The organism is Pseudomonas sp. IPO3749, from assembly GCF_013386605.1.
GTDB lineage: Bacteria > Pseudomonadota > Gammaproteobacteria > Pseudomonadales > Pseudomonadaceae > Aquipseudomonas > Aquipseudomonas azotoformans_A.
Map to the genome: position 1 here is coordinate 1 of NZ_JACARN010000172.1, position 376 is coordinate 376.

The 376-nt window shown below is 64.9% G+C and carries 1 protein-coding gene; it reads left to right on the forward strand.

Annotated elements, in window-relative coordinates:
• Positions 1 to 259: 259 nt before the first annotated feature.
• Positions 260 to 376 (forward strand): AcaB family transcriptional regulator (locus tag HX812_RS31975; protein WP_178949173.1); only part of this gene is annotated, 117 nt, incomplete at its 3' end.

Consider the following 376-nt stretch of genomic DNA (forward strand, 5'->3'; position numbering starts at 1 on the left):
GGATAGTTCCGCTGCTGGGCACAACGCCAAGTTGTCGCAGGCCTGGGATCGACCATCTGCCGCAGCATCGGTGTTGCCTACCCTGATCCCGGCGTGCAGCGTTCGTTGACGCTCCATGGAGCTATCCCCTGGGGATAGCTCGCGCCGCATGCAACCGCCGCGCCCTAAACCGGGGCCCGCCGGGATTCGGATTCTTGACTGACTGCCTTCCGCTTCCTGCCGAAGCTGGCCGCTCCTTTTCCAACAACGAGCGGACACCATGGCAACCAATGAACCTCTGCAACTGAATCTCGGCTCCCTGCGCAGCGCGATGTCGCTGACCCTGCACACCCATCACGCTTCCCGCATCTGGCACGGCCGCGCCGCCGCCGAGGGG